We start from the raw sequence: 24,347 nt of genomic DNA on the forward strand, positions 1-24,347 counted from the left end.
CACCGACTCATCGTATTCGGTATTCGGCCCGGAAATCAGCGCAGTGCAACAACAACGGCCGCAGCAGCCAGCCAGAAGAACCCGCAGCTCATCGCAACGAAGCGGAGCGTCATTCCCAATTCCCACCTGTCCGTGTCAGCGAATGATTGTTCGTCGCCGAACATGAGCGCGAGCTCGGACAACGCCCGGTTGGCCGGGCCGCCACCGGGCTGGTCGATGGACGGAGCAGCGACGCTTTCGTCGAGGATCGGAGCGGCTATCGAACCGACGAAGGAGGCACGTCGTGCCATCGGCGCTCTTTCGATCAAGGGAATTTCGGGCTTTCAGCTTCGCAGCAAGTTGTTAATCGGTAGTAAAACGGCGGGCTCAGACATTGTTTCCATAGACCGGCAACCTTCTTGGATCAGGCTCGCCTGTGTTCGCTATCCGTTCTCTCGAGGTTTTGTCGGTCGATAGTGAGAAAGCCTGGATTTATGTGATTTCCTGAAGAGTTCGAATACGTCGCCAAGGTTTGGGTCGCGCGTCCGATTTGGCTCGTGCACCCTAGTTCCCCATAAGATTCAGATCGTTATACAACCGGGAGGTTTGGGAAGCGCCAAAGCCTGCTCATCTCGCCGTGGGAAAGAGGTGCGGACATGACAAACCTGCTTGCGCGGATCGGGTTCGAACTGCCGATCATCCAGGCGCCGATGGCCGGGACCTCGACGCCGGCCATGGCGGCGGCGGTGACGAACGCTGGTGCGCTCGGCTCTATCGGCGTCGGTGCCGCCGATGCGAGGGGCGCCCGCGCCATGATCGAAGCACTGCGAAAAGCGACTTCGGGGCCGTTCAACGTCAACGTCTTCTGTCATAGGCCCGCCATCGCAGATGCCGAGCGCGAACGGACATGGCTGGAAGCCCTGAAGCCGGTCTTCGCGCGCTATGGCGCCGAACCGCCTGAGACCATCCACGAGATATACACCAGCTTTGTCGCCGACGCGGCGATGCTGGACCTTTTCGTCGAGGCCCGGCCCGCGGTCGTCAGTTTCCATTTCGGGCTGCCCTCCCCCGAAACCATCGCGAGGCTCAAAGCGGCTGGCATCGTCCTGTTCTCCACGGCGACCAATCTTGCGGAAGCCAAGGCGGCGGCTGCGGCGGGTGTCGATGCCATTGTTGCCCAAGGCTACGAGGCCGGCGGGCATCGCGGCATGTTCGACCCGTCCGCACCGGACAGCCAACTGGGCGTCCTCGCCCTGATCCGCCTGCTGGTCCACGCGATCGACCTACCGGTGATCGCGGCCGGCGGGATCATGGACGGCGCCGGGATAGCGGCCGCCCTCGACCTCGGCGCCGTAGCGGCGCAGTTGGGAACGGCCTTCATCGCCTGCCCGGAATCCAGCGCCGATCGCTATCACCGCGAGGCGCTGTTCGGGCCGGTCGCGGCCATGACCGAGATGACCGCGCTGATCTCGGGCCGGCCGGCACGCTGCCTGCCGAACAGGTTCACCGCGCTGAAGGACGCGGAACTCAAGGACCGCACCGGCCCTGACTATCCGATCGCCTACGATGCCGCCAAAGCCCTGGCGACTGCCGCGCGGGCGAAAGGCGAAGGCGGCTTCGGCGCGCAATGGGCCGGCCAGGGCGCACCGCTGGTGCGGCCGATGCCGGCGACCGAGCTCGTCCGCGTGCTGCGCGACGAGCTCGATGCCGCGCGGCGATCCCTTTAAGCCACCAGCGTCGCGTCGAGCGTGATGTCGGCCTTGAGGAGCTTAGAGACGGGACAGCCCGCCTTCGCCGCCGCAGCGAGTTTCTCGAACGTCTCCTGGTCGGCGCCCGGTATCTTCGCCGTCAGCATCAGATGAACGGCCGTGATCGCATAGCCGCCCGGAACCTGCTCCAGTGTCACCTGGGCCGACGTCTCCATGTGCTCGGCGACGAGCTTCGCCTCGCCCAGGATCAGCGAGAGCGCCATGGTGAAGCAGCCTGCATGCGCGGCCCCGATCAGCTCTTCCGGGTTGGTGCCCGGCTTTCCTTCGAAGCGGCTGGAGAACCCATAAGGATAGGAACTGAGCGCGCCGCTTTGCGTCGAGATCGCACCCTTGCCGTCCTTGATGCCGCCTTCCCAGACGGCGGAGCCTTTGCGATTGATCTTCATTTTGTTCTCCTTGGTGTCGGTCCGTCGCGGTGCGGGAACGCCGTCAATTCTCCTGGCGCAGCCTGGCCACGTCTTTCGCGGTAAGGCCGGACGGCTCGGTGCCGAAGCGCGCGGTGACGTAGTTCGCGACTGCCGCGATCTCCTGGTTCGTATAGGCGCTGCCGAACGCCGGCATGAAGATCTGGCCGTGCGGCGTCTCGCGCGACGTGCCGTTCAGCACGATCTGCGCGACATTGACCGCGGTGCGGTCGTTGACGGCACGCGCGCCGGTCAAGGTGGCGAAGCGAGTGAGCGAACTCACGCCCGTCCAGTCATGGCAGCTCGCGCAGGCGCCTTCGTAAATCTTCTTGCCTTGCGGATCGAACGCCGCGACCAGGCCTTGCTTGTGGGACGCTGGCGCGGGTGTCGTTTTCGGAGCAGGAAGATCGGACGAGGCGACGGCCGGCACGCTGCGCAGATAGGCCACGATGGTGGCGATGTCGCTGGGCGCCAGATGGCTCAAGCTATGGTCAACAGCTTCGCCCATTGGGCCGCCCGCCGTGCCATGTCCCTCGGCGTGACCGGCCGACAGATAGTCCGCCAGCGCGGCATCGCTCCAGGCACCGACGCCGCTCGCGGCATCGGAGGTGATGTTGTAGGCGCGCCATCCCGCCTGCGTGGCGCCGGCGAATTTCCGGCGGTTGTCGAGCGACTGGAACAGCGTGCGGGGCGTGTGGCACTCGCCGCAATGTTCGAGATTCTCGGTCAGATAGGCGCCGCGATTCCATTCCAGGGTGCGCGCCGTATCCGGTTCGAACCGCTTGCCCGGGTTGAACAGGAACGACCAGACGCCCATCAGCCAGCGCTGGTTGAATGGGAACACCAAGTTGTTCGCCGGCGCGATGGCATGCACCGGTCGCAGACTGAACAGATAGGCCTTGATCGCCAGCGCGTCCGCGTCGGTCATGCCGGTGTAGGAGACATAGGGCATGGCGGGATAGAGATGCCGGCCCTTGTCGTCGATGCCCTTGCGGAGCGCGTTCAGGAAGGCGGCGTCGCTCCAGCTTCCGATTCCGGTATCCTTGTCAGGCGTGATGTTCGAGGAATAGAGCGTGCCGAACGGGAGCACGAAGGAAAAGCCGCCGGCGAACGGTGCGCCGCCCTTGACCGTATGGCAGGCTTCGCAATCGGCGGCGCGTGCGAGATATTGGCCGCGCGCAACGAGGCTGGCGCGGCGCAGTTCGGCCGGAACGCCGGTCGGATCGCCGCCGTGATAGTCGGCAAGCGCGACGCGGTCGCCGCCGGCGAAGTCGGTTGGTCCCGGACCGAGCACGATCCAGGCGAAGCCGATCAGCAGGACTACTGCGACCGCGGCGACTCCCAAGATCGCATAGCGCCAAGCAGGGTTCAGCTTGAGGAAGGCATTCATGCCGGCTTCCTCGCCGCCAGGACGTCGCGATCGAAGGGCAGCCGCCTGAGCGCGATGCCCGTCGCGGCGAAGATCGCATTGCGGATGGCCGGCGGCGCCGCCGTCGTGCCCGTCTCGCCGATGCCGCCGGGCGCCTCGCCGCTGCGGATCAGATGGACGTCGATGACCGGCGTCTGGTCGATGCGCAGCATCCGGTAGTCGTTGAAATTGCTCTGCTGCACGCGGCCCTTGTCGATGGTGATCTCGCCGTAGAGCGCGGCCGTGGTCCCGAAGATCAGGCCGCCCTGCAATTGCGCTATGACGGTGTCCGGGTTCACGGCGATGCCGGTATCGACCGCGCTTGTGATGCGGCGGACATGGACTTCGCCGTCCCGATCGACCTCGACTTCGGCGATGGTGGCGATGAAGCTTGCGAACGCGACCTGCACCGCGACGCCACGGCCGGTGCGCGGCGGCAGCGCCGTGCCCCAGCCGGCCTTGCGGGCGGCCAATTGCAGCGCCGCTTTCAGGCGAGGGGTTTTCTTCTCGAGCATCGCGATGCGGAAATCGACCGGATCCTGACCGGCCCTTTTCGCCAATTCGTCGATGAAGCTTTCGATGGCGAAGACGTTGTTGTTCGGGCCCACGCCGCGCCAGAAGCCGGTCGGCACGGCGGGCGGTTCGTGCTGCAGGAATTCCACCCGCATATTGGGGATGTCGTAAGGCTCGTCGACCGCGCTGTCGACGCCGTCGCCGTCGACGCCATGCTGGAAGCCCAGGGGAAACCAGCGCGCCATGACCGACGATCCGGTGACGCGATGCTTCCAGCCATGAATGCGGCCGTCCTTCAGCGTCGCGGTGAGGCGGTCGTAGTACAGCGGCCGATAGAAATCGTGCTGGATGTCTTCCTCGCGCGTCCGCACCAGCTTGACCGGCCCGTCGACCTTTTGCGCCACGCGCACGGCCTGCTCGATGCCGTCGATATCCAGCCGGCGTCCGAAACCGCCGCCGAGAAGCTGGTTGTGCACCGTGACCTTGTCGAGCGGCAGCCCGGTGACCTTGGCGGCGATGGCCTGGGTGCGGGCGGCAACCTGCGTTCCGACCCACACTTCACAACTATCGGGGCGGACATGCGCGGTGCAGTTGATCGGCTCCATGGGCGCATGGGCGAGGAAGGGGACTTCGTAATGCGCTTCGAGCGGATCGCCCTCTTTCAAAGCTTTCGCCGCATCGCCGAGCGATTTTGCGACGGCGCCGTCATGCGCGCTGGCAGCCTGGATGTCCTTGCGGATCAGCGCCGAGTCGACATGGGCGTTGGCGCCCTCGTTCCAGCGGATGACGAGCGCCTGCAGGCCCTTCTGGGCCGCCCACATATGATCGCCCACGACCGCGACGAGATCGTCCAGCACGACGATCTGGCGCACGCCGGGAACCGCTTTGGCGGCGCGGTCGTCGATATGCGCGACCTTGCCGCCGAATACCGGGCAGGCCGCGAGCGTCGCGAACTTCACGCCCGGCGGCAGCATGTCGATGCCGTAGAGCGCTTTGCCGTTGACCTTGTCGGGCGTGTCGAGCCGCCGGAGGGGCCTTCCGATCAGCTTGAATTGCTTGGGGTCTTTGAGCGGCGGGCTGGCCGGCGGCTTGAGCTTCGCCGCGGCATCGGCCAGCGCGCCATAGGCGAGCTTTCGCCCGGTCGCCGTGTGGATCACTTCGCTGTTCGCCGCCGTGCAGCTTGCGGGATCGACCTTCCACTGCGCAGCCGCTGCCTGTACCAGCATGGCGCGCGCCGCGGCGCCGGCGGTCCGCAGCTTCGTCCAGAAGGCGCGGATGGAATTGGAATTGCCCGTCGCCTGGATGCCGAAGACGGGATTGGCATAAAGCGCGTCGCTCGGCGGCGCCGCTTCGAGCACGACGCGGTCGAACGCGGCATCGAGTTCTTCGGCGAGGATCATGGACAGCGAGGTGTAGACGCCCTGCCCCATCTCGACCTGCGGCATGACCAGCGTGACCTTGCCGGCGCGATCGATGCGGATGAAGGCGTCGGGCGCGAAGGGGCCGTCGTTCGACGCCGCGCCGCCGGTATTGACCGGTGCGGCGGCCGCGAAGCCGGTGTAGAGGCCGAGCAGCAAGCCGCCGCCGGCGGCCGCGCCGACGCGCAGGACGGTCCGGCGGGACAGGACGTCTTTCGGACGGGGGATCGTATGGATCGTCATGGCCAGATGCCCTTTCCGCTCAAACCTGTTCCGCGCCGGCCGCTTTCTTGATCGCGGCCCGGATGCGCACATAGGTCCCGCAGCGGCAGATGTTGCCCGCCATGGCGGCATCGATGTCGGAGTCGTCCGGGCGCGGCGTGGTCGCGAGCAGCGCGGCGGCGGACATGATCTGCCCGGACTGGCAATAGCCGCACTGCACGACTTCCAGGTCGAGCCAGGCCTTCTGGACCTTGGCGCCGGCGGGCGTTTCACCGACCGCCTCGATGGTGGTGATCGCCTTGTTGCCGATCGAGCCGACCGGGAGCATGCAGGAGCGGACCGCCTTGCCGCCGACATGGACGGTGCAGGCACCGCACTGCGCAATGCCGCAGCCGAATTTCGTGCCGGTCATCCCCAGAATGTCGCGCAAGACCCACAGCAGCGGCATCTCGGCCGGGGCGTCGACCTCGCGAAACTGACCGTTGATGCGCAAACGTGTCATACTGGATGCTCCCGCGCCGGCCGCAAACGACCGCATTCCTCAAAGAAAGACAAAAGTCCGGCGCCCGCAGAGAAGCCGATATTCTCGGAATCCGGGACGATGCCCATTACTCTACCAGATCGGAACCGATGCTATTGGACAAAAGTATCGCGAATTGTGCGGCAGCCTCTGTGGACGCAAAAAATGGATCGTCACATGCAAAACGCCGCTGGAACGTAACTATATAGGCCCAACGTCGGACATGTGCCTTGCGCGGCTAAGGCGGGCCCTGGCGACATCGTCTTGAGGATCGGTCATGACAGACATTTATTTGGCACCTGGGCTTCGCACACCTTTCACAAAGGCCGGCGGCCTCTATGCCAAGCACTCCGCGCTCGCGCTGTCGTCGGCCGTGGCCTCTGCCATGGCGGCGAAGGCGCGGCCGGATTTCCTCACCTGGGGTCAGGTCATTCCCGATCCCACCGTGTCGAACATCGCGCGCGAGCTCGTATTCGAAGCCGGGCTCGACCCGAGCATACCGGCATTTTCCACCATCCTGGCCTGCTCGACCAGTTTCATGGCGGCCATCGAAGCCGCCGGCCTGATCGGCCGCGGCGGCACGCATCTGGCGCTGATCGGCGGGGTGGAGACGATGAGCCATGTGCCCATCGCGCTCACCATGGCCAAGGCGGATGCCGTCCTGGCGACGTTCCGCACGGACCCTGCGGCCGCGGCCGCCATGCTGTCCCAACTCACGCCCGGCGATTTCGACCTGCCGATCCATGGCTGGGCCAACAAGCAGAGCGGCCGCAGCCAGGGCGAGCACACCGAGGATACGGCAAGGTATTTCAACATCGCGCGCGCGGATCAGGACGATCGTGCGTTAAAAAGCCATCAAGGCGCGATCGCCGGGATGGATAGCGGCTTCTTCGACGATCTGATCGTGCCGTTCGGCGGCGTCTCGGCCGATACGATTCCTCGGCGCGACACCTCCGTGGAGGCTCTCGCAAAGCTCAGGCCGGCCTTTGCCGCGGACGGCACGCTGACGGCGGGCAATTCCTCGCCGCTGACGGACGGCGCTGCGTCGCTGTGGGTCGGCGACCGCGAAGGCGTCGAACGGCTTGGCAGCGCGGCCAGCGTGAAGCTGGTCGATTGGGAATTGGCGGCAATGGACTTCCGCAAGGAGCCCGAAGGCATTCTCATGTCGCCGGCGCGCGCCATTCCGCGGCTGCTGGCGCGGCACCGCCTGACCTTCAGGGATATCGGCTCGTGGAACATCCACGAGGCGTTCGCGGCGCAGGTGATCGCCAATATCCGCGCCGCCTCCGATCCGCAATACCGCAAGGCGAAGGCCGGCGTCGATGCGGACCTGGGCGATTTTCCCTGGGAGCGCGTCAATCCGCATGGCGGTTCTCTGGCGCTCGGCCATCCTTTCGCGGCGACCGGCGCGCGCGTCCTGAGTCAGGCGGCGAAGGAATTGGCGGCGATGCCCGTCGGCACGCGCGGCATCGTCTCGGTCTGCGCCGATGGCGGCCAGGGTACGGTGGCGCTGCTCGAACGCGTGTGATGAGGCCCTATTTGACCCCGCGATAGACGGCGAATTCCGTGTCCTGTGCGACCGTCGTCACCGCGGCGATGGCGTCGCGTAGCGCCGGCGCATAGCTGAGATGGCGGTTCGCGACCAGCCAGAGCTCGCCGCCCTTGCGCAACGCGCCGGACGCGGCCCGCGCCACGGCCAGGCCAAGCGCACGGTTCTCCGCGCCACCCTCGTGAAAGGGCGGGTTGGTCACGACGAAATCGAGGCCGGTTGCGATCGCGACGGTGGCATCCGTCCATTGAAAGCCGGCGCGGGGATCGACGACGTTGCGCCGAGCGGCTTCGATGGCACGGCGGTCGATATCGGCGAGGAGGATCGACTCGACGTCTTTCGATTCCAGGATGCGGCGTGCGAGATAGCCGGCGCCGCAGCCGAGATCGGCGCCGTGTCCGCGGAAGGAGGGCAGATGCCCGGCGAGCAGCCGGCTTCCGGCATCGATCCGATCCCAGCCGAAGATGCCGGGCTGCGACCACAAACCGGTCGCCGCGACATATTGAAGAGCACCGGAGGCAATCGCCCCGGCGATGCCCGCCGGCTGCTTGGGCCGCATGCCTTCACAAAGACGAAAATGCGCGCGGGCGGTCTCCGCCGCCGCGATGCCGAATTCCGTCAACTCGCCGCGCAGGCGCGTGCCGCCCCGGTTGCGCGGCGCGAGCGCGACGAGCCTGCCGCCGATCTGGAGCGAACGGAGCGACAGGGCCAGGACATAGCGGCGCTCCAGCGTTCCGGGCGGCGCGAGCACGGTAATCGACGCCAAGCTTTCTTCGACGACCGTCTCCAAGGATAGCGAGCCGGGGACCAGCGGCGAGAACTGTTCGGCACCGGGCGGCACATCTGCCAGCCCCGCCGGGATGGCGCCGTAGACGCCGTGCCGCTCTCTCACTGTCGATTCCGCGCCGCTCAAACCGCCGCGACGATACCAGCTTGCCGGGCAAGTTCGAAAAGGCCCCGCGCGGCGAGCGGTTCGGGATCGACCGTCGAGAACGCTCGGCCACCCAGTGCAAGCGCCGCGGCATAGGATTCCGCGATCGCGCCGCGCGCGGCGAGGACAACCTCGGACGCCGTCTCGCGCGCGACTTCCTCTCCGATCAGGACGCCATCGACGAAGGCGGCGGCGTGTTCGGGCGCAAGCGTTCCCAGAAGCCGCCGGGCACGGGCCTGGAACAGGGCGCGGGTGACACCGAGCACGGCGGCGCGCACGCCTTGCGCGAAGGCATCGGCCGAGGGCTGCTGTGCGACGCCGGTGGCGAGCGCGCCGTGTTCAAGCAGCGCAGACCGCAATTCGCCCGTCACATAGGTGCGGAAGCCGACGATGCGGCCATCCGCGATGTCGGCCCATTTGCTATGGGTGCCGGGCAGGCAGACCGTGGCGCGCTGGGGCTGAAGCCCAACGATGAGCGCCTCCTCGCCGCGCATGACTTCCCGGCCGTCGCCATCGGCGAAGGATACGCCGGGCACGATCCAGGCGGGCCGTTCGAACGGCGTGCGGACCATCGCCCGCGCGAGATCGGCGGCGCCCGCCGGCGCCGGAACGTACGGCGCGTGCAGCCATCCGCGGTCGCTGCCGACCATGCCGCAGAGGAGGATCGGAACGCCGTCCCCGAGCCAGTCGCCCAGCACAGCGCGAAGGCGGGCGTCGAACGATCCCTTACCGGTGAAGACGCCGTCGGCGGAGCGGCGGACGTCGAGGATCGAACCATCGGCGGCGATACGAAAAGCCCGCAGGCTCGATGAGCCCCAGTCGACGCCAAGCAACGCTGTATCCGTCATGGCCGGGCCATCTCGACGCACGCCGCGGGCGGCCGGGTTATCTTGTTGCTCATCAGAATCTTATAGCAAGTTGCCGCCGGTGTCGCGCGGCGGCCGCATGGTACGTCCGTTCGCTGGGAGCAAGGCACATGCCGGAAGATGACGATGACAATCGCCATGGCGCGAACATGGCAGTGCTCGGGGCTGTGGCAATCCTGGTGATCCTGGGTGTCCTTGTGATGACCTGGATTTCAGGCAGCCTCAAGATGGAGCGCTGCCTGGAGGAACGCCGGCGCGGCTGCGATGCGAGCGCGACGCAAAGTCCCTGATCCCTTCGGTCAGGCCGGACGCCCGACCTGGCGTTCGTCGAGCCGGCTGATGATCATGATCTTCTGCCAGATCTTGCGTCCCAGATCGGACGTCAGCTCCTCGACCTCGTTCACCGCGGCGATCACCGCCGCGTCCTGCACCGAACCGGAATAGAGCGCCGCGAGCTTGGCGATCAGCGCCAGCGCCTCGGCGCAGTAGTCGAGATAACGGGACAGTTCGAACTCGCTCATCCGGCGCTGCGGCGATGACGCGGTCGGCGGCCCGGCGGAGAGGATCACGGTCGGGTCCTTGGTCAACTGGTGCATGTCGACGACATGGGCGAAGGACCGGAGCTCGAACAGCCGGCGCAGCACGGCGCGGCGTTTCAGCCGGCGCTCCAGGGTCAGCACGAACCAGATCGCGCCGAACGCCAAAAGCAGCAGATTGACCACCGAATCCAGGCCTTGCGTGATTCCGACCGCGTCGGAGCGGCGGATGACGGCCGCCCAATCGATCAGCCGGGCGACATAGACCTGCGCCGCGAGGCCGGCGATCACGGCCAGGACCGCGAGGGATCGCAAGGCGAGATTCGGCCGGCCCAACTCGTCCACGCGCGATGCCGTGGCCTGCGCGGTTTGGGCGAGACCGGCGGCGACGGACGCAAGACCGGAGCCGGGGAAGCGTTCCTCGATCCGCGCGCGCAGGCGCGCGACGGTTTCGACGATTTTTCGGGCATCCAGGACCGGCACATCCGATCCGTTCGGCAAAAGCGGCATCCTCGCTCCGTCCGGCGCGCCCAAAATCCTATACCGCAAACCGCGCGAGGGTTCACGCAAGGCTGTTGCCGCCGCCGCCGGCTTGCTAGAAAACCGGTCGGGATCGGAGGCGGCGATGACTGGCGTGGAAGTCGGATCGGTGGGACGGCTTGCCCGCTTCTACCGCCGCTCGGAAGCCGCGCGTGGGCTTTTGCTGCTTTCGCCGACCATGGCGATCATGCTGGCGGCGCTGGCGGCGCCCATGATCCTGCTGGCGCTCTACAGTTTCTGGACCCAGGACGGCTATGCGGTGAACACCCAGCCGACACTGGCGCAATACGCGACCAGCCTGGGCCGGCCGACCTATCGCGCGCTGTTCTACCGCTCGATCGAGATTTCCGCCGCGGTGACATTGATCACCGTGTTGCTCGCCTATCCCATGGCCTATTTCGTCGCCTTCCGCGTGGATAAGACCAAATTCGTCTGGCTGATCCTTCTGACCATCCCGTTCTGGACGAGCTACCTGCTGCGCGTCTTCGCCTGGAAGCTGATCCTCGGCTACAACGGCGTCATCAATTCGGGGCTGATGAGCCTGGGGCTGATCCACCAGCCGCTCGAATTCCTGCTCTACAATCCGACCGCGGTCGTGGTGACGCTGGCGCATGCCTGGGCGCCTTTCGCAATCCTGCCGATCTATGTGAGCCTGGAGAAGATCGACCGGTCGCTGCTGGACGCGGCGGCCGATCTGGGCGACGGGGCGGTGCGGCGCTTCCTGCGCGTGACGCTGCCGCTGTCGCTGCCCGGCGTGATCGGCGCGGCGGTGCTGATTTTCGTGCCGACGACGGGCGACTATGTCACGCCGACGCTGGTCGGTGGATCGGGCGGCGTAATGATCGCCAATGTGATCGAGGAGCAGTTCGACAAGGTCGGCAACTGGCCGCTGGGCGCGGCGCTGGCCATGGCGAGCATGGCCGCCGTCGCCGTGGCGACGCTCCTGTTCGTGGCGGCCCTGCGCGCCGCGGCGGCGAGGATCCGCTGATGGCGAAAAAAAGCGGCGGATTGGGTCTTTTCCTCTATGCGGTGTTCTACCTGGCATTCCTCTATGTGCCGGTGCTGTTCCTGCCGCTGTTCTCGTTCAACAATTCGACCTTCATCGCCTTTCCGCTGAGCGGATTCACCACGCAGTGGTATCAGCAGATGTTCGCCGACGAGGCGGTGCAGCAGGCACTGTTCAACAGCCTGCGGGTGGGCGCCATCGCGGCAGTCGCGGCCACGACGCTGGCCCTGCCCGCCGCCAAGGCGCTTACGCGCTACCGCGTGCCGGGCGGGAGCGCCGTGCTCGGTCTCGCCAATCTTTCGCTGTTCATCCCGGAGATCGTGCTCGGCATCTCGCTTCTCATATTGCTGAGCGTCCTGGGCATTCCCCTGTCGCTGTGGACGGTCACGCTCGGCCATGTCGTCATCTGCGTACCCTTCGCGATCACGGTCTTGATGTCGCGGATGGAGGGGTTCGACGAGAGTCTCGAAGAAGCCTCGCTCGACCTCGGCGAGAGCGGCTGGATGACGTTCTGGCGCGTGACCTTCCCCTTGATCCTGCCCGGTGTGATATCGAGCCTGCTCCTCAGCTTCATGGTGTCGTTCGACGATTTCCTGATCGCCTATTTTCTCGTGGGCAACGACGCGACCCTGCCGATCTACATCTGGGGACAGCTCCGCTTTCCCTACAAACTGCCCTCCGTCCTGGCGCTGGGCGCGATGATTCTCGTGGCATCGACCATATTGGTCGTCATCGCCGAGGTCGTAAGAAGCTATGGCCTGAAGGACCGTCACAAGATGGTGGGCGCATGAGCATGGCCGAAGAGCGCGGGCGCAACGCGAGCGAAGAAACGTTTCTGCACATCGCGGGCGTCACCAAGCGCTTCGGCGGCATGACGGCGGTCGACGCGGTGGACGTGACGGTCCGGCGCGGCGAGTTCTTCTCGCTGCTCGGGCCTTCGGGCTGCGGGAAGACGACGCTGCTGCGGATGATCGCCGGTTTCGAATATCCGGACAGCGGTGACATCTTCGTCGAAGGCCAGCGCATCACCGATACGCCGCCCAATCTGCGCCCGTCGAACATGGTGTTCCAGTCCTATGCGATCTTTCCGCATCTGAACGTCTCCGACAACATCGCCTATGGGCTGAGGAAGGACCGGCTGAGGCGCGGCGAACTGAACCGGCGCGTCAAGGAAGCGCTCGCAATGATCAAGCTCGAAGGCTTCGGCGCGCGGCGGGCCGACGAATTGTCGGGCGGGCAGCGGCAGCGTGTAGCGCTGGCACGCGCGCTGATCCGCCGGCCGAAGGTGCTGCTGCTCGACGAGCCGCTTGGGGCGCTCGACAAGAGGTTGCGCGAGGCGATGCAGATCGAGCTGCGGCAATTGCAGAAGAGTGTCGGCATCACCTTCGTATTCGTGACCCACGACCAGGAAGAAGCGCTGTCGATGTCCGACCGGATCGCTGTGATGTCCGGCGGCAAGGTGTTGCAAATCGCCTCCCCGCGCGAACTCTATGAGGCGCCCAATTGCCGCGAGGTTGCCGATTTTATCGGCGAGATCAATTTCTTCGACGGCGTCGTGACGGGGCGCGATGGCGAGATGGCGCTGATCGATGCGCAACCACTCGGCCGGATAGCGGCGAAAGCGGCCCAGGCTGCCGGCACGAAGGTTCTGGTCGCGCTCCGGCCGGAGAAGATCGCGCTGGCGGCCGAAGGCGTGGCGGGCAGGATCGCGGCGGCCGCCTATCTGGGCGAGCGCAGTCACTACGCCGTGACGGTGGAGGGGCGCGCCGATCCGATCGCGGTCGCGGCGCAGAACGTGGCGAAGGCGGCGGCGCGGGGCCTCGCCCCGGGGGACGCCGTGCATCTGAGCTGGGCGCCGGAAGCCGTGGTCGTGCTGCCGCTGGAGTAGCGGCTGGGTCGTAGAGTATTTCCCTATTCCAGATTGTCATTCCCGCGAAAGTGGGAATCCATCCCCGCTTTCCGCCAAGCCGCTGGATGGCCGCCTGCGCGGGCACGACAGACTAACGAAGAACGGCGTTCAGGATATCGCGCACCTCCGCCTGCGCTCGGATCAATCGCGCTTCCAGTTCCTCAAAACTCTCATACCCCGTCGCGCGCACAAGCAGCGCCCTCAGACCCGGCGTGGCGTGTTCGGGTTCCAGCGTGCCGTCGAGCGCGATGCGCAGGACCTGGGTCAGGGCATGTTCCAGCTCGGCTGCTGCAATGAGCGTCTGTGCTTTCTCGGACCGCAGCGCGCCGACGGTTTCGAGCTTCTTCAGGGCTTCGATCGTGTTGGCGTCGAGAACTTCGGGTCGCATGGGCGCGGCGCAGAGCTGCAAGGTCTGCGCGATAAATTCGATGTCGACGAGGCCTCCGGGCGCGAATTTCAGATCCCAGCGGTTCTTGCCGGGAAATTGTGCGGCGAGCTTGTCACGCATGTCGCGGGCGTCGGCTTTGATCTTGCCGGGATCGGCACCGGCAGTCAGCGTCGTTCGGATCGCGGCTTCGACCTGCGCGGCGAAATCGGGCGCCGCATGAACGACGCGGGCACGGGTCAGCGCCAAGCGCTCCCAGGTCCAGGATTCCTCGGCGTGGTAGCGCCGGAACGACGCGAGACTGACTGCAACCGGGCCCTTGTTGCCGGTCGGGCGCAGGCGCATGTCGACCTCATAGAGCCCGCCGGCGGCCGTGAGCGCCGTCAGCGCCGAGATGAAACGCTGCGCCAGGCGCGCGTAATAGACGATCGCCGGCAGCGGCTTGGGGCCGTCGCTCGCCTCGACGTCCGGCGGCACGTCGTAGACGAAGATGAGGTCGAGGTCGGAGCCCGCGGTCATCTCGCGACCGCCGAGTTTTCCCATGGCGACGACGGCAAAACGGCCGCCCGGCATGCGACCGGCGGTCTCGGCGAGTTCGTCTTCGACCGCCGGCAACAGCCCGGCGATGACCGCTTCGGCGATGTTCGCAAGCGCGGGACCCGCCTGGTCCGGCTTGGCGGTGCTTTCGATGATCTGCACGCCGACGCGGAACATCTGTTCCTTGGCGAAGCGGCGCGCGGCGTCGAGCGCCGCTTCGTAGTCCGCCGCGCGCGCGAGCTGGTCGGCCAGCGCCGCATCGAGCGCCCCGCGCGACGGCAGGGTGTGCAGGAAGTCGGCATCGATCAGTGCGTCGAGCGTGGCCGGCGCGCGGCTTAGATGCTCGGCGAGGCGCGGCGCCGAGCCGACGATGGTGGCGATCAGGCGCAGGAAATCGGGACGGGCGAGGAATTGCGAGAAGAGTTGCACGCCGGCCGGCAGGTTGGTGAGGAAACGGTCGAATTGCGTGAAAGCGGCATCGGGATCGGCGGTCGCGGCGAGCGCCGGCAGCAGCACCGGCACGAGCTTGGTCAAAAGCTCGCGGGCGCGCGCGCTGCGCGTGGCGCGGATACGGCCGTGATGCCAGCCGCGGATCGCGGCGGAAACATGCGCCGCGTCGCGGAAGCCGAGCTTCTGCAACGTTTTGATGGTCTCGGGGTCTTCCTCCACGCCGGTGAAGACGAGGTTGCCTTCCGAGGCAGTCAGATCCTGCTCTCGCTCGAACAGCCGCGCATAGTGGCCCTGCACCGTCTCGAGCTGTCCGATCAGCGCCTCGCCGAATGAGTCCGCGTCGGGATAGCCCATGAAGCAGGCGATGTGTGCAATACCTTCCGGCGACTTCGGGATCGAATGGGTCTGCTCGTCCTCGATCATCTGAAGGCGGTGTTCCAGCGTGCGCAGGAAACGATAAGCGGTCTTGAGGTCTTCGGTCGTCGACGGCGCGACGAGGCCGCGACCGCACAGCGCGTCGAGCGCATCCACGGTGCGGCTCTGGCGCAGCGCCGGCATGCGGCCGCCCAGAATGAGCTGCTGCGTCTGGGCGAAGAACTCGATCTCGCGGATGCCGCCGCGGCCGAGCTTGATGTTGTGACCGGCGACCGCGATGGCGCCGTGGCCGCCATGGGCGTGGATCTGGCGCTTGATGGAGTGGATGTCCTCGATCGCCGCGAAGTCGAGATGCCGGCGCCAGATGAAGGGTTCGAGCGATTTGAGGAATTGTTCGCCGGTCTTAGGATCGCCCGCGCAGGCACGGGCCTTGATGAAGGCGGCCCGCTCCCAGTTCTGCCCCATGCCTTCGTAGTAGGATTCCGCCGCATCGGTGGAGATCGCGACCTGAGTGGCGCCGGCATCGGGACGCAGGCGCAGGTCGACGCGGAAGACATAGCCGTCCGCGGTGATCTCGGTCAGCAGCTTCACGATGCCGCGCACCAGATCGACGGCGGCGCCGCGCGCGTCGTCGCGCTTGCGGAAGGGAAAGCGGGCAGGATCGTAGAACACGACGAGATCGATATCCGACGAGTAGTTGAGCTCATAGGCGCCGTACTTGCCCATGGCGAGGATGGTTAGGCCGGTCGTCTCCTCCAGGATGGCACCGTCGCGTTCGGCCATCTCGGCACGTTCGGCGGCGGCACACAGCATGAAGCGCAGCGCGCCCTTGACGCAGGCATCGGCGAACTCGGTGAGGGCGCGCGTGACGCGTTCGAGCGGCCAATGGCCGGCGATGTCGGCGAGCGCGATGGCGAGCGCGGCGCGGCGCTTGGCGACGCGCAGGCGCGCCATGGCTTCCGCCTCGGTCGCGGCGTCCGCGGCCGAGAGCGCGAGCAGGATGGCATCGGCGATCGCGGGATCGGAGCCGTCGGCGAGCAGCGACGGCAGCCTCGCATGCTCCCGTAACGCAAGGCGGGCGAGGAAGGGGCTGTTGCCGAATACGGCGGCAAGGACGGAGCGGTCCGCCTCGTCGGGCACGACGCCGTGTTCCGCCAGCGCATCGAAGGTGCGCGCTCCGCGCGCGGGATCGAAGGGCCGCGGCAAATCGAGCGGAACGGCGTCGAAGCTCATTTCCAAAGAATGCCATGGCCCGCAATCGCGGGCCATGGCACCCGAGCGATCTCGCACGTCTATCGCGCCCTTGGCGCGGGCCGCGGGAAGCGGATGACGGCGCGCAGGCCGGGGGCGTTGTCTTCGAGGATCAGACGCGCGTCGTGCAGCCTGGCCACGGCAGCGACCAGGCTGAGGCCAAGGCCGGTGCCTGGGGAGTTGCGGCTGGCTTCCAGGCGGACGAAGCGTTCGACGACGCGCGGGCGTTCCTCCGGCGGGATGCCGGGGCCGCTGTCGGCGACTCGGAGCTCCACGCCAAGCGGCGTGTCCAGCGCGGTGACGGAGACGTGGCCGCCGGCCGGGGTGTATTTGATCGCGTTGTCGACCAGGTTTGCGAGGGCCTGGCTGATGAGACTCCGGTTGCCTTCGATCATGGTGGCGCCGGCCGGATCGATCTTGAGGACGACGCCCTTCTCCTCGGCCAGCGGCGCGTAGAGTTCGGCCATGTCTTCGGCGATGGGCGCCAGGTCGATCGGTGCCATCTTGCCCCGCCCCACGCCGGCATCGGCCTCGGCGATCAGGAGCAGCGCGTTGAAGGTGGCGATGAGCTGGTCGGTCTCGGCGACCGCGGCCTCGATCTCGGGCGCCTGGTTGCTGGCGGGGTCGATGTGGCGCAGCACAGCTTCCAGCCGGTTGCGCAGGCGGTTGAGCGGCGTGCGCAGGTCGTGGGCGACGGAATCGGTCACTTCGCGTACGCCCTTCATCAGCCGCTCGATCCGGTCGAGCATGGCGTTCAGGTTCTCGGCCAGCGCGTCGAACTCATCATGCGCATCGCTCATGGGCACGCGGCGGGACAGGTCGCCTTCGATGATCTCGGCGCTGGTGCGGTTGATCTGGTCGAGCCGTGCCAGCATGTTGCGGCTCATCAGCGCCCCGCCGATGAGGCCCAGCAGCAGCACAAGGCCGACGGTCCACGGCAACGTGGTGGTGAAGAGCCGCTCGGTCAGGTAGCGCTCATGGACGTCCTGCGCCACCAGCAGGTTGAAGCCGCCGGCCAGCGCGAAGACGCGGCCCCGCGCCTCGCGCGTCTCGAACTGGTTCTCGACGCGGCGCTGGTAGTCGAAATCGACGAAGCTGTTGGGCTTCTGGCCGTTGCCGGGCCAGGCGTCGAGGTTGCCGACGATGGGCTGCTTGTAGCGGTTGGCGAGCAGATAGAGGCCTGGGCCGCCATGCGCGGAGCGGCTGATCACCACATCGGCAAGGCCGCGCAGGCCGAGCTGCTGGTATTGCTCGGACAGGCCCGCGATCTCTGCCGCGATGATCTGATCGGTCTGCGCGTCGAGCGCGCGCTTGGTGTTCCAATAGGTGAAGGCGATCAGCGCCGTCACCGAGACGGCGAAGACCGCGACATAGACGAGGACGATCCGGTACGCCTGCGTCCGAAGGATGCCGGGCGCGCGCACCGATCAGGCAGCCGGGCGCGCCGCGCGTATCATGTAGCCGGCGCCGCGCACCGTGTGCAGCAGCGCGGTGTCGAAGCCCTTGTCGATCTTCGCGCGCAGCCGTGAGATGTGCACGTCGATCACGTTGGTCTGCGGATCGAAATGATATTCCCATACGCTTTCGAGCAGCATGGTGCGGGTCACCACCTGGCTGGCATGGCGCATGAGATATTCGAGGAGGCGGAATTCGCGCGGCTGAAGGTCGATCGCGGCGCCGGCACGCTGCGCCGTGCGGGTGAGCAGGTCGAGCTCCAGATCGCCGACCTGAAGCTTGGTCTTGACCGCCTGGGGCGAGCGGCGGCGCATCAAGGCGTCGATCCGCGCCAGCAATTCAACGAAGGCATAAGGCTTGGTGAGATAGTCGTCGCCGCCGGCCTTCAGCCCCTTCACGCGGTCGTCGACTTCCGAGAGCGCGCTCAGGAACAGGACCGGCGTCGTGTTCGAATGCTCGCGCATGTCGGCGACGACCTTCAGGCCGTCGAGCTTGGGCAGCATGCGATCGATGATCGCGACGTCGTAGGGCCGCGACAGCGCCAGCGTGAGGCCCGTTTCGCCATCGGCGGCGTCGTCGACGACATGGCCCGCCTCCTTCAGCCCGTTGACGAGGTAGCGCTGGGCTTCCAGGTCGTCTTCCACCACGAGAATGCGCAAGCGGGTCCCTCCACTCTCAATTCGGGTCCGCGCCGGCGGCAGCAACGGGGGGGATGGGGCCACCACCACCGGCGCGGGGGCCGGGCCCACGGCTTGCGCCACAGGCCCGGTACACGTGAAATCCGAAGCCAAGCCTCGGATAATTGGTTCGTCTCGCCCTCTTAGGCCTGACCGATATCGACGGCGACGAAGCGGGTACCGCCCTGGGTCGCGACCAGGAGCAGGACCGATTTGTGGCCGGCCGAACGCGCGGCCGCGATCTCGGCCAGCACGTCGCGCGGATTGCGCACCGGCTTGTTGGCGACCGAGAGCACGACGTCACCCGGCTGGATTCCCTTGTCGCCGGCGTCGCTGTTGGGATCGACGCGGGTAACGAGCACGCCGTCGATGGCCGCGTCGATATTGAAGTTGCGGCGCGCCTCCGGCGTCACGGAGGCGAGACCCAGGCCCATCGCCTGCGCCTGGTTGCCGCCCATCGTCTGGGCGCCGTCATGATTGTCGCCGTCGTCATTGGCGGCGATGCGCTGGTCGGGGCGCGCGCCGATCTTGGCAGTGATTTTCTTCTGCTCGCCGCCGCGCAGCACGGTGAAGATCGCCGAGGCGCCGGCCGGCAGCGAGGCGATGTGACGCGTCAGGTCGCGCGAATCCTCGACATTGCGGCCGTTGAGCGCGACGACGACGTCGCCCTGCAGGAAGCCGGCCTGGGCGGCCGGACCACCCGGAACGACCTGGGCGACGATGGCGCCCTTCGGGTTTCCGATGCCGAGCGAGGCGGCGATGTCGGGCGTCAGGCTCTGGATGTTCACGCCCAGATAGCCGCGGTCGACATGACCGTGCGCCTGAAGCTGCGCGATCACGTCGTGGATGGTGGACGCGGGAATGGCGAAGCCGATGCCGACGCTGCCCCCCGAGGGCGAGAAGATCATCGAGTTCATGCCGATGACCTGGCCGCGCAGGTCGAAGGTCGGCCCTCCGGAATTGCCGCGGTTGATCGGCGCGTCGATCTGGATGAAGTCCGTATACGGACCGTTTCCGATGTCGCGGCCGAGCGAAGAGACGATGCCGGCGGTGACGGAGTTGGAGAGGCCGAAGGGATTGCCGACCGCGACCACCCAGTCTCCGACGCGGACCTGGCGGTCATCGCCGAACTCGACGGTGGGCAGCGGCTTGTCGCTCTTGATCTTGAGCAGGGCGACATCGGTCAGCGCATCGGTGCCGATCAGCTTGGCCTCGAAGCTGCGCCCGTCCGGCAGCTTGACGGTGATCTTGCGGGCATTGTCGATGACGTGGTTGTTGGTGACGACGAGGCCGTTCCTGTCGATGATGAAGCCCGAGCCGGCCGAGAGCGCCTTGCGCGGCGTGGCCGAGCGGCCCTGACCCTGGCCGTACTGGTTGAAGAAGTCGCGGAACGGCGCCGGCAGATCGTCGGTGGCGACGGGGCCGGTCTCGACGGTCTCGGCGGTGATGGTGACGACGGCCGGGCTGACGCGCTCGACGAGGTCGGCGAAGCTGAACGGCGCGCCGTTTTCCAACATGCGCGGCGGGCCGCTATGGACCGGTACGGCCGCGGCGAGCTGGCGCGGGGCATTGTCGTTGACCGGGCGGACGCCGGGAACCAGCGCGAAGGCGCTCAGACCGACCAGGACGATCGCGGCAGCCGAGCCCATGGCGATGGCATGGCGGTGGCGTTTGATGGGATGGGGCTTGGGGTCGTTCATCTATGTCTCCTGAGCCGGCAATGGCGGCTCCGCTCTGCCAAGTATATCAACAACATTGCTAAATCCATTCCCGGTCATTAACTATCTGTAATGAACCGCAACGGCCCCGGACTCTCGCGCTTTCGTGACTGGAGGCTGGTTCAGGCCACGCCTTTTCGGCCGGCCAGGACAACAACCCAAATGGCGACGCCCGCGGCCACTATCAAGACCAGAAAAGGTGTCAGCCATAAGGCGTAGGTATTAGCGTCGAACGGCGGCCGCATGAGAATGACATCGCCGTAGCGCGCGACGAGGAACTGCTTGATGTCGTCGTCGCTCTCGCCCGCCTTGATGTGGGCGCGGATCAGGGCGCGCAGGTCGGCGGCGAGCGGCGCGTTGGATTCGTCGATCGACTCGCCCTGGCAGACCATGCAGCGCAGTTCCTTCTGCAGGGCGCGGGCGCGCGCTTCCTGTGACGGATCGTCCAGTGTTCCCGGCGCCGGCGCGGCGTACGCCGCGGCCGAAACCAGAAACAGCAGCGCGGCGAGCCACGTCCTCATTCCGCGGCGACCGCGGCAGCATCGGGAACGCCGCGCCTGCCGCGCAGCCGGCCCGCGAGCGAGGCAAAGCCGCCGAGCGCCATCACCACCGCGCCGAGCCAGATGAAGGGCGCCAGCGGATTGACGTAGGCGCGCAGGGTCCAGTGCGTATCGTCGCGCCGGTCGCCGAGCGCGAGGTAGAGATCGGCCAGGATCGTGGTGCGGATCGCGGTCTGCACGGTCTCCTGCCGCTCGGCGGGAAAGATGCGGCGCTCCGGATGCATGACCGCGACGATTCGATCGTCCGACAGCACCGTCACATCGGCATGCGCCGCCTGGTAGTTCGGACCTTGCACGCCGCGCACGCCGTCGAGCCTGAGCGTGTAGCCGCCGACATTCATGCTTTCGCCGAACTTCAGGACCTCGAGGCCCTCGCTCTTCCACAGCGTGGTGCCGGCGACGCCGATGAGCGTCACGGCGAGGCCGGCATGGGCGAGCGCCGATGCGAACGCGCCGATGCGCGCCGCACGCCAGTTGAGCTTCGAAAGATCGATGGCGCTCGATGCGATCAGCCAGGCGGCGAGGCCGAACATCGCGGCGCCGCTAAGCGTATGCGGCGACGTGAAGGCGAGTATCGAAATCGCGGCGACGACCGCGATGCCGAAGGCGGGCGACAGCGTCCGCAAAGCCTGCCCGAGATCGCCCTTCTGCCAGCCGAGCCGGGGCCCGAAGGGAACAAGAAGAAGAAGCAGGCCGAAGATCGGCGCGAAGGTGATCGCGAAATAGGGCGGTCCGACCGAGAGCTTGGTGCCGGTCAGCGAGTCCAGCACCAGCGGATAGAGCGTGCCGACAAAAACGGTGGCGGCCGCGGCGGTCAGGAAGACGTTGTTGATCAGCAGCGTCGTCTCGCGGCTGACGACCGCGAAATGCGTCCCCTCCTCCAACTTGGGCGCGCGCAAGGCGAACAGCGCGAGCGCGCCGCCGATCGCAGTGACGATCAGCGCGAGGATATAGAGCCCGCGCGTCGGGTCCTTGGCGAAGGAATGCACAGAGGAGAGCACGCCGGAGCGCACCAGGAAGGTGCCGATCAGGCTCAAGGAAAAGCCGGCGATGGCAAGCAGCAGCGACCAGGAACGGAAGGCGCCGGTCCGCTCCGTCGCCAGCGCCGAATGGAGGAGCGCCGTGGCGATCAACCAGGGCATCAGCGAGGCGTTCTCCACCGGGTCCCAGAACCAGAATCCGCCCCAGCCGAGATCGTAATAGGCCCACCAGCTCCCCAGCGCGATGCCCAGCGTCAGCGCGATCCAGGCCGCCAGCATGAAGGGCCGCGCGGCGCGCGCCCAATCCCGCTCCTGCGCGATCAACGCGCTGGCCGCGAAGGAAAATGCCGCCGAAAGGCCGACATAGCCGATGTAGAGCATGGGCGGATGGAGCGCGAGGCCGGGGTCCTGCAACAGCGGATTGAGGCCCGCGCCCTCGAACGGCGCGGGATCGAGACGCAGGAATGGGTTGGACGTGAACAGGATGAAGAGGATGAAGGCGGCCGCGATCAGGCCCTGGACACCGAGCGCGCCGCTGATCAGTCTTTCGCTGCCGCGGCGGCCGAGCGCGACGGCACCGGAATAGATCGCCAGCACCAGCACCCACAGCATCATGGAGCCTTCGTGGTTTCCCCATACGCCGGAAATCTTGTAGATCAAGGGTTTCAGCGTGTGAGAATTCTGCGCCACGTTGAGGATCGAGAAATCGTCGGTCACCGAGGCATAGGTCAGCGTGCCGAAGGACAGCGCGATGAAGACCAGCAGGCCGAGCGAAGCGGTCGACGCGACCCGGCGCGCGAGTTCGGATCGCGGCCGCGTACCGGCAAGCCCGGTCATCGCCTGGACCAAAGCGAGCGCCAGCGCGAGGCAGAGCGCGAGAAGCCCGATCTCGCCGGTCATTGTCCTTCTTTCCAGCGTCCCGCTTTCTTGAGCGCCGCAACGACCTCGGGCGGCATGTAGCGCTCGTCGTGCTTGGCGAGCACCTCGCTGGCGTCGAAGGTGCCGCTTCCATCGATGGCGCCGAGCGCGACGACGCCCTGTCCTTCCCGGAACAGAGCCGGCAGCACGCCGTGGAAGCGCACCGGCACATTCGCCTTGCCGTCGGTGACGGCGAAGCGCACATCGGCGCCCGGGCCGCGGTTGACGCTGTGCTCCACGACGAGGCCGCCGATGCGGAAATTGACGCCGGCCTGGACGTGCTTCGCGAAGACGTCGCTCGGGCTGTAGAAGTAGAGGACATTGTCCTTGAGCGCGAAGACGACGAGCACGGCCGCGACCGCGCCGGCGGCCACAAGGGTCGCGGCGAAGGCAAGACGGCGGCGCTGCTTCGGATTCATTCGACTGATCGCTTTTTCGGCGCGCGGACTATACTGAGCCGACGCGGGCATACCAAATATCTGCCGTGCTTCCGCCCAATTTGCCGCGCAGGGTTTGCGCGACCCAGGGGATCGTTCCATGACCAGGATCAAAATCGCGCTTGCGCTTGCCGCGACGCTGGTGGTTACGGCCTGCTATCCCCCGACAACCAGCCATCCGGTCGGGACGACCGCGGGCCTCAAGCCCGACCCCGTCCTCACCGGCACCTGGAAAGGCACGAATTCGGACGGCAAGCCCTTCTATCTCCATTTCCTCCAGCAGAGCGACGGAACGCTTTCGGCAGTGATCGTCGAGTCCGGGCCGAAGGCCGAGGATTGGAACGTCGTGACCGCGACGACCGCGACGCTGGCCGGCAACCACTACATGAACGCGCGGCTGCTGTGGACCAACGGCAAGCCGGAGGAAGCGCCGGCGGGCACGGTACCCGTCCTCTATCGACTGGATGCCAAAGGCGTGCTGACCTTTTCGCTCTTGGACGAGGGCGCGGTGAAGGCGGCGATCACGTCTGGGAAGATCAAAGGCACCGTCGAGAAGGCCGAGCTTGGCGACGCCACGATCACTGCAGGCCCGAAGGCGCTCGATGCTTATTTCGCTGCACCGGGCACCGCCAAGCTGTTCTCGAATACGCTTTTCGCCGTGCACAAGGTGGACTAAGGCGGCTCTAATGCCCGCTCTTGTGCAGGATTTCGCCCGCCATGCCGGTGTCGTAGGCAAGGCCTTCGGCCGTGAGAACCATTTCGCGCGGATAGTCGGCGCGGGCGAGGCCCTTGCGGGTCAGCGCGTTCCACACCGCCTCGTTGTAGAGTCCGGTCGCGTCCTTGCCGGCCACTACGGCATCGCCGAGATGGAAGTGATCGCCATGCGCGTTGGGGAATTGCGCAATGCGGACCTCGCCATTGGGGAGCACACCGGCGGCTCCGGGGATCGCGGCAATGGCCTGCAACAGGGTCAGGGTGCGAAGCTGCAGCGGGTTCAGTTTCAGCGGATTGTGTTTCGGCGGCATGGCGGTTCC

At 66.7% G+C, this 24,347-nt stretch carries 23 protein-coding genes; 7 read left to right on the forward strand and 16 right to left on the reverse strand.

Features of this window, described 5'->3' with window-relative positions:
* Nucleotides 1-35: 35 nt before the first annotated feature.
* Nucleotides 36-290, reverse strand: coding sequence for a hypothetical protein (locus WDN01_14755; protein MEJ0027282.1), 255 nt, complete (start codon nucleotides 288-290; stop codon nucleotides 36-38).
* 345 nt (nucleotides 291-635) lie between these two features.
* Between WDN01_14755 and WDN01_14760 the strand changes: the two genes are divergently transcribed.
* Nucleotides 636-1,706 carry a nitronate monooxygenase gene (locus tag WDN01_14760; protein MEJ0027283.1) on the forward strand — a complete coding sequence of 357 codons (1,071 nt, stop codon included), beginning with the start codon at nucleotides 636-638 and terminating at the stop codon, nucleotides 1,704-1,706.
* Here the strand turns inward: WDN01_14760 and WDN01_14765 are convergent.
* Genes WDN01_14765 through WDN01_14780 form a run of 4 tightly spaced genes read right to left on the reverse strand, consistent with a single transcriptional unit; the run spans nucleotide 1,703 to nucleotide 6,215 of the window.
* Entirely contained in the window at nucleotides 1,703-2,134 is a 432-nt protein-coding gene (locus tag WDN01_14765; GenBank protein ID MEJ0027284.1) for an OsmC family protein, read from the reverse strand. The two genes, WDN01_14760 and WDN01_14765, sit on opposite strands and share 4 nt — an antisense overlap.
* A gap of 43 nt (nucleotides 2,135-2,177) precedes the next feature.
* On the reverse strand, nucleotides 2,178-3,542 hold the full coding sequence (locus WDN01_14770; protein MEJ0027285.1) for a cytochrome c: 1,365 nt from the start codon (nucleotides 3,540-3,542) through the stop codon (nucleotides 2,178-2,180).
* Nucleotides 3,539-5,734 (reverse strand): xanthine dehydrogenase family protein molybdopterin-binding subunit, encoded by a 2,196-nt coding sequence (locus tag WDN01_14775; protein MEJ0027286.1) that lies wholly within the window; start codon nucleotides 5,732-5,734, stop codon nucleotides 3,539-3,541. Before WDN01_14775 ends, WDN01_14770 begins: the two co-directional genes overlap by 4 nt.
* 19 nt (nucleotides 5,735-5,753) lie before the next feature.
* A complete protein-coding gene (locus WDN01_14780) occupies nucleotides 5,754-6,215 on the reverse strand; it encodes a (2Fe-2S)-binding protein (GenBank protein MEJ0027287.1) in 462 nt (153 codons plus the stop codon).
* Nucleotides 6,216-6,510: 295 nt separating this feature from the next.
* Here WDN01_14780 and WDN01_14785 point away from each other — a divergent pair, with 295 nt between their 5' ends.
* A complete protein-coding gene (locus WDN01_14785) occupies nucleotides 6,511-7,761 on the forward strand; it encodes an acetyl-CoA C-acyltransferase (protein ID MEJ0027288.1) in 1,251 nt (416 codons plus the stop codon).
* A 7-nt stretch (nucleotides 7,762-7,768) separates the two neighbouring features.
* Here the strand turns inward: WDN01_14785 and WDN01_14790 are convergent, their stop codons facing one another.
* Entirely contained in the window at nucleotides 7,769-8,674 is a 906-nt protein-coding gene (locus WDN01_14790; GenBank protein ID MEJ0027289.1) for a methyltransferase, read from the reverse strand.
* A gap of 17 nt (nucleotides 8,675-8,691) precedes the next feature.
* Nucleotides 8,692-9,561: a 2-dehydro-3-deoxygalactonokinase gene (locus WDN01_14795; protein MEJ0027290.1), complete on the reverse strand. Its 870-nt coding sequence runs from the start codon at nucleotides 9,559-9,561 to the stop codon at nucleotides 8,692-8,694.
* Between the two features lie 128 nt (nucleotides 9,562-9,689).
* On the opposite strand from WDN01_14795, the gene WDN01_14800 reads away from it, so the two are divergent.
* Complete coding sequence (locus WDN01_14800; protein ID MEJ0027291.1) at nucleotides 9,690-9,869, forward strand: hypothetical protein; 180 nt, start codon at nucleotides 9,690-9,692, stop codon at nucleotides 9,867-9,869.
* Nucleotides 9,870-9,878: 9 nt separating this feature from the next.
* Here WDN01_14800 and WDN01_14805 read toward each other — a convergent pair whose 3' ends face one another.
* Entirely contained in the window at nucleotides 9,879-10,625 is a 747-nt protein-coding gene (locus WDN01_14805) for a hypothetical protein (protein ID MEJ0027292.1), read from the reverse strand.
* A 115-nt stretch (nucleotides 10,626-10,740) separates the two neighbouring features.
* On the opposite strand from WDN01_14805, the gene WDN01_14810 reads away from it, so the two are divergent.
* From WDN01_14810 to WDN01_14820, 3 genes are read left to right on the forward strand one after another with little or no spacing between them, the layout of a single operon-like run.
* Nucleotides 10,741-11,643 carry an ABC transporter permease gene (locus WDN01_14810; GenBank protein MEJ0027293.1) on the forward strand — a complete coding sequence of 301 codons (903 nt, stop codon included), beginning with the start codon at nucleotides 10,741-10,743 and terminating at the stop codon, nucleotides 11,641-11,643.
* On the forward strand, nucleotides 11,643-12,452 hold the full coding sequence (locus tag WDN01_14815; protein MEJ0027294.1) for an ABC transporter permease: 810 nt from the start codon (nucleotides 11,643-11,645) through the stop codon (nucleotides 12,450-12,452). Before WDN01_14810 ends, WDN01_14815 begins: the two co-directional genes overlap by 1 nt.
* A complete protein-coding gene (locus tag WDN01_14820) occupies nucleotides 12,449-13,549 on the forward strand; it encodes an ABC transporter ATP-binding protein (protein MEJ0027295.1) in 1,101 nt (366 codons plus the stop codon). Before WDN01_14815 ends, WDN01_14820 begins: the two co-directional genes overlap by 4 nt.
* Before the next feature lie 112 nt (nucleotides 13,550-13,661).
* Here WDN01_14820 and WDN01_14825 read toward each other — a convergent pair whose 3' ends face one another.
* The 7 genes from WDN01_14825 to ccmE form a co-directional block, all read right to left on the reverse strand.
* On the reverse strand, nucleotides 13,662-16,550 hold the full coding sequence (locus tag WDN01_14825; GenBank protein ID MEJ0027296.1) for a bifunctional [glutamine synthetase] adenylyltransferase/[glutamine synthetase]-adenylyl-L-tyrosine phosphorylase: 2,889 nt from the start codon (nucleotides 16,548-16,550) through the stop codon (nucleotides 13,662-13,664).
* A 59-nt stretch (nucleotides 16,551-16,609) separates the two neighbouring features.
* Complete coding sequence (locus WDN01_14830) at nucleotides 16,610-17,992, reverse strand: HAMP domain-containing sensor histidine kinase (GenBank protein ID MEJ0027297.1); 1,383 nt, start codon at nucleotides 17,990-17,992, stop codon at nucleotides 16,610-16,612.
* Nucleotides 17,993-17,995: 3 nt separating this feature from the next.
* Nucleotides 17,996-18,682, reverse strand: coding sequence for a response regulator transcription factor (locus WDN01_14835; protein ID MEJ0027298.1), 687 nt, complete (start codon nucleotides 18,680-18,682; stop codon nucleotides 17,996-17,998).
* Between the two features lie 161 nt (nucleotides 18,683-18,843).
* On the reverse strand, nucleotides 18,844-20,400 hold the full coding sequence (locus tag WDN01_14840) for a DegQ family serine endoprotease (GenBank protein MEJ0027299.1): 1,557 nt from the start codon (nucleotides 20,398-20,400) through the stop codon (nucleotides 18,844-18,846).
* Nucleotides 20,401-20,540: 140 nt separating this feature from the next.
* On the reverse strand, nucleotides 20,541-20,939 hold the full coding sequence (locus tag WDN01_14845) for a cytochrome c-type biogenesis protein (protein MEJ0027300.1): 399 nt from the start codon (nucleotides 20,937-20,939) through the stop codon (nucleotides 20,541-20,543).
* Nucleotides 20,936-22,858 (reverse strand): heme lyase CcmF/NrfE family subunit, encoded by a 1,923-nt coding sequence (locus WDN01_14850; GenBank protein ID MEJ0027301.1) that lies wholly within the window; start codon nucleotides 22,856-22,858, stop codon nucleotides 20,936-20,938. Before WDN01_14850 ends, WDN01_14845 begins: the two co-directional genes overlap by 4 nt.
* The gene (ccmE, locus tag WDN01_14855) at nucleotides 22,855-23,295 is read right to left on the reverse strand and encodes a cytochrome c maturation protein CcmE (protein MEJ0027302.1); all 441 of its coding nucleotides are present in this window, start codon (nucleotides 23,293-23,295) and stop codon (nucleotides 22,855-22,857) included. The genes WDN01_14850 and ccmE overlap by 4 nt, the downstream gene beginning before the upstream one ends.
* A 118-nt stretch (nucleotides 23,296-23,413) precedes the next feature.
* Between ccmE and WDN01_14860 the strand changes: the two genes are divergently transcribed.
* A complete protein-coding gene (locus WDN01_14860) occupies nucleotides 23,414-23,989 on the forward strand; it encodes a hypothetical protein (protein MEJ0027303.1) in 576 nt (191 codons plus the stop codon).
* Between the two features lie 7 nt (nucleotides 23,990-23,996).
* On the opposite strand, the gene WDN01_14865 is transcribed toward WDN01_14860, so the two are convergent.
* A complete protein-coding gene (locus WDN01_14865) occupies nucleotides 23,997-24,338 on the reverse strand; it encodes a hypothetical protein (GenBank protein MEJ0027304.1) in 342 nt (113 codons plus the stop codon).
* Between the last annotated feature and the right edge of the window lie 9 nt (nucleotides 24,339-24,347).

This window comes from Rhizomicrobium sp. (assembly GCA_037200985.1).
In the GTDB taxonomy this organism is placed as follows: Bacteria; Pseudomonadota; Alphaproteobacteria; order Micropepsales; family Micropepsaceae; genus Rhizomicrobium.

What these genes read in the sequence shown, in the direction of transcription:
- WDN01_14815 (MEJ0027294.1), top strand. Translation starts at nt 11,643, where the DNA reads ATGGCGAAAAAAAGCGGCGGATTGGGTCTTTTCCTCTATGCGGTGTTC.
- WDN01_14850 (MEJ0027301.1), bottom strand. Translation starts at nt 22,858, where the DNA reads ATGACCGGCGAGATCGGGCTTCTCGCGCTCTGCCTCGCGCTGGCGCTC.
- WDN01_14755 (MEJ0027282.1), bottom strand. Translation starts at nt 290, where the DNA reads ATGGCACGACGTGCCTCCTTCGTCGGTTCGATAGCCGCTCCGATCCTC.
- WDN01_14780 (MEJ0027287.1), bottom strand. Translation starts at nt 6,215, where the DNA reads ATGACACGTTTGCGCATCAACGGTCAGTTTCGCGAGGTCGACGCCCCG.
- WDN01_14820 (MEJ0027295.1), top strand. Translation starts at nt 12,449, where the DNA reads ATGAGCATGGCCGAAGAGCGCGGGCGCAACGCGAGCGAAGAAACGTTT.
- WDN01_14775 (MEJ0027286.1), bottom strand. Translation starts at nt 5,734, where the DNA reads ATGACGATCCATACGATCCCCCGTCCGAAAGACGTCCTGTCCCGCCGG.
- WDN01_14845 (MEJ0027300.1), bottom strand. Translation starts at nt 20,939, where the DNA reads ATGAGGACGTGGCTCGCCGCGCTGCTGTTTCTGGTTTCGGCCGCGGCG.
- WDN01_14760 (MEJ0027283.1), top strand. Translation starts at nt 636, where the DNA reads ATGACAAACCTGCTTGCGCGGATCGGGTTCGAACTGCCGATCATCCAG.
- ccmE (MEJ0027302.1), bottom strand. Translation starts at nt 23,295, where the DNA reads ATGAATCCGAAGCAGCGCCGCCGTCTTGCCTTCGCCGCGACCCTTGTG.
- WDN01_14840 (MEJ0027299.1), bottom strand. Translation starts at nt 20,400, where the DNA reads ATGAACGACCCCAAGCCCCATCCCATCAAACGCCACCGCCATGCCATC.
- WDN01_14860 (MEJ0027303.1), top strand. Translation starts at nt 23,414, where the DNA reads ATGACCAGGATCAAAATCGCGCTTGCGCTTGCCGCGACGCTGGTGGTT.
- WDN01_14805 (MEJ0027292.1), bottom strand. Translation starts at nt 10,625, where the DNA reads ATGCCGCTTTTGCCGAACGGATCGGATGTGCCGGTCCTGGATGCCCGA.
- WDN01_14795 (MEJ0027290.1), bottom strand. Translation starts at nt 9,561, where the DNA reads ATGACGGATACAGCGTTGCTTGGCGTCGACTGGGGCTCATCGAGCCTG.
- WDN01_14785 (MEJ0027288.1), top strand. Translation starts at nt 6,511, where the DNA reads ATGACAGACATTTATTTGGCACCTGGGCTTCGCACACCTTTCACAAAG.
- WDN01_14800 (MEJ0027291.1), top strand. Translation starts at nt 9,690, where the DNA reads ATGCCGGAAGATGACGATGACAATCGCCATGGCGCGAACATGGCAGTG.
- WDN01_14770 (MEJ0027285.1), bottom strand. Translation starts at nt 3,542, where the DNA reads ATGAATGCCTTCCTCAAGCTGAACCCTGCTTGGCGCTATGCGATCTTG.
- WDN01_14865 (MEJ0027304.1), bottom strand. Translation starts at nt 24,338, where the DNA reads ATGCCGCCGAAACACAATCCGCTGAAACTGAACCCGCTGCAGCTTCGC.
- WDN01_14765 (MEJ0027284.1), bottom strand. Translation starts at nt 2,134, where the DNA reads ATGAAGATCAATCGCAAAGGCTCCGCCGTCTGGGAAGGCGGCATCAAG.
- WDN01_14810 (MEJ0027293.1), top strand. Translation starts at nt 10,741, where the DNA reads ATGACTGGCGTGGAAGTCGGATCGGTGGGACGGCTTGCCCGCTTCTAC.
- WDN01_14825 (MEJ0027296.1), bottom strand. Translation starts at nt 16,550, where the DNA reads ATGAGCTTCGACGCCGTTCCGCTCGATTTGCCGCGGCCCTTCGATCCC.